The 3193-nt window shown below is 46.9% G+C and carries 3 protein-coding genes; all 3 read left to right on the forward strand.

Annotation, left to right across the window (positions count from 1 at the left end):
• A partial coding sequence (gene yidC / locus H740_RS11195; RefSeq protein ID WP_002953913.1) for a membrane protein insertase YidC occupies positions 1–1373 on the forward strand: 1373 nt, incomplete at its 5' end.
• Positions 1373–2515, forward strand: coding sequence for a Jag N-terminal domain-containing protein (locus H740_RS11200; protein WP_002953916.1), 1143 nt, complete (start codon positions 1373–1375; stop codon positions 2513–2515). The genes yidC and H740_RS11200, both read left to right, overlap by 1 nt.
• Positions 2512–3193: P-loop NTPase family protein (locus H740_RS11205; protein ID WP_002953918.1), on the forward strand; the 682-nt coding region annotated here is incomplete at its 3' end. The genes H740_RS11200 and H740_RS11205, both read left to right, overlap by 4 nt.

Below are 3193 nucleotides of genomic sequence, written 5' to 3' on the forward strand. Positions count from 1 at the left end.
CTCCGCAAGCCGTAGCGACGCAAAGCCGCGAGATCGCTGTGATAAAGGGCGAACACTTTGAGGCGCGCATCGACGAACTAGGCAGGATTTCTAAATTTTATCTAAACGACGAAAAATATAAAAACGCCGATGGCGAGCGTATCGAGCTAGCAGGCGCTCAGCCGCTACCGCTTGAAGTGCGCTTTAGCGACAAGGCTTTAAATGAGCAGGCCTTCAAGGTAGCTTACGCGAGCGACGTTAGCCAGATAAATTTAACTAGCGAGCCAAAAAGCATAGTTTTAACGCAAAATTTGGAAGGCTCTAGCGTAACCAAGAAAATCACATTTTATCCAAACGGAAGCTACGATCTGGATCTTAGCGTGAGCGCGGGCGAATACTACGTGACTCCAGGCTTTCGTCCAAACGTCGCTATCGACAGCTACACCGTCCACGGCGCGCTACTTAAGCACAACGACGGCAAGCTAACTATCATCGAGGATGGCGACGTAGACGCGACCGAGAGCTTTAATAACGTAAACATAGCCGCAGCTAGCGACAGATACTACACGGCTTTGTTTTTTAAATTTGACGGACTTTTAAATCCCGTAGTTTCAAAAGATGGCGCCGGAAATGCGGTGATATTTGTAAAAGGCGAGCAAAATTTTAAAGCCAAAGGCTACATCGGAGCTAAAGACCACGCGACTCTAAACCAGATAAACGAGGAGCTCGTAGACGTCATCGAGTACGGCTGGTTTACCTTTATAGCAAAGCCGATGTTTGCGTTTTTAAATTGGCTTTACGGTTACATCGGTAACTGGGGCTGGGCGATCGTCGTTCTGACGCTAGTTATCAGGATCGTGCTTTTTCCGCTAACCTACAAAGGCATGCTATCGATGAACAAGCTAAAAGATCTAGCGCCGAAGGTAAAAGAGCTGCAAGCCAAATACAAAGGCGATCCGCAAAAGCTAAATATGCACATGATGGAGCTATATAAGAAAAACGGCGCCAACCCGATGGGCGGCTGCTTGCCGATACTTATGCAGATTCCGATTTTCTTTGCGATTTACCGCGTACTACTAAACGCGATAGAGCTAAAAGCCGCGCCGTGGATACTTTGGATACACGACCTTTCGGTGATGGATCCGTATTTTGTACTGCCTATATTGATGGGTGCGACTATGTTCCTTCAGCAAAAGCTCACGCCGACCACGTTTAGCGACCCGATGCAAGAAAAGATAATGAAATTTTTACCGCTTATCTTTACGTTTTTCTTCGTGACCTTCCCTGCGGGACTTACGCTTTACTGGTTTGTAAACAACGTCTGCTCGGTCATCCAGCAAGTTTTTGTAAACAAGCTCTTTGAAAAGCATAAAAAAGCGGAGGTAAAGGCCTGATGCGAATAGAAGCCGAAAATCTACAAGAGGCCTTTCAAAAGGCCGCGCAGGAGTTAAACTGCTCCGTTACCGAGCTTGATATCAAAATTTTGCAAAATCCAAGCGCCGGTTTTTTGGGATTTTTCAAAAAAACGGCGATCATCGAGGCAGTAAAAGAGGGTGCGCATAAGGAAGCAAAAAAAGCTCCTCAAGCCGCTCGCGAAAACGGTCATAAAGAAAACGGCGGCGAAAAAAAGAAGGAATTTAAGAAAAAAGAGAACTCCGGCGAAGAGCAAAATCACCGAAGCGAAAAGAAAAAAAATCATAAAAATCGCCACGATCATCACAAAAATCATGCGGCAAAACAAAGCGAAAGTAGCGCGGTAAACGAGTCTAAAGTCGAAGAAGCGCAACCGCAAAAAGAGCCTCAGGTAAAAGAAAAAGAGCCACATAAAAAAGAACAACCCAAAAAAGAGAGCGGCAAAAGTATCCTCGATCACTCGATCATCGATACCTTTAATAAAAACGACTTTTACGAGGGCGATGAAAAAACCACAGCTGGCGAAAATTTAGGCTCGCAGGCATCTGTCGGCGATGCAAATTTGACGCAAGCCGTGCCAAATTTAGCTAAAAAAGAAAAACAAGACTCCCGCGCCGATCGAGTGCAGACTCAAAAACAAAAAGATCAAAAACCAAAAGCCGACATTGACAAAGTCCTGCCTGAGATAAAGCAGGGCGTAGAAAAGCTTTTTGGCGGAAATTTCTTTACTATAAACAAGATAGACGTGCGCAAATTTGACGACGAGACTGTGATAGTCGAGCTTGACGGCGAGGATGCGGCGCTGCTCATCGGCAAGGAGGGCTACCGCTACAAGGCGATTTCGTATTTGCTTTATAATTGGATCAGCTCAAAATACGGCCTTGCGGTGCGTCTTGAGATCGCGCAATTTCTGCAAAATCAAGAAGCAGCGATCGATCAGTATCTAAAAGGTATAATCGAGCGCGTGGAGGAGACGGGCAAAGCCAAAACCAAGTCTTTAGACGGCGTTTTGGTCAAGATCGCCCTTGAAAAACTGCGCGAAAAATTCCCCGACAAATACGTAAGCGTAAAGTCAAATAGCGACGGGCAGTTCGTAGTCGTGAATGACTTTATCAAAAAATGAACGAGACCATAGCCGCCGTCGCCACCGCGCACGGCGTAGGCTCGATCTCCATCATCAGGCTAAGCGGCGCGGACGCCCTTAGCCTAGCTCTAAAACTCACTAAAACCACCTATCTAGTCCCGCGTTACGCAACTCTAACTAAAATTTACGCCGATGGCGAGCTCATTGACGAAGCCTTGCTTATTTATTTCAAGGCTCCGCATAGTTTCACGGGCGAGGACGTGGTGGAGTTTCAGCTCCACGGCGGGCTAGTGGTGGCAAATTTGATCCTAGGCGAACTTATCAAAAGCGGCGCCAGACTCGCGCGCGCGGGCGAGTTTAGCAAGCGAGCGCTCATAAACGGCAAGATGGATTTTAGCAAGATCGAGGCGATAAACTCGCTCATAAACGCAAAAAGCGAGGACGGCGCAAAGATTATGGCTCGCACGATGAGGGGAGATTTGGCTAAATTTACGAACGAGATTCGCCGCGAACTCGTAAAAACTCTGGCATTCGTGGAGACTAGCATCGACTATGCCGACGATGACCTGCCTGCTGATCTGCTAGAAAGTATCAGTCAAATGCTAAAACAAAACAGCTCCAAACTAGATAAAATCGTCGCTATAAGCCAGAGCAGAAAAGGGTTGCTCGAGGGCTTTAAAATCGCGATAGTCGGCAAGCCAAACGTCGGCAAAAGCT

The sequence above is a fragment of the Campylobacter showae CC57C genome, assembly GCF_000344295.2.
GTDB classification, from domain to species: domain Bacteria; phylum Campylobacterota; class Campylobacteria; order Campylobacterales; family Campylobacteraceae; genus Campylobacter_A; species Campylobacter_A showae_B.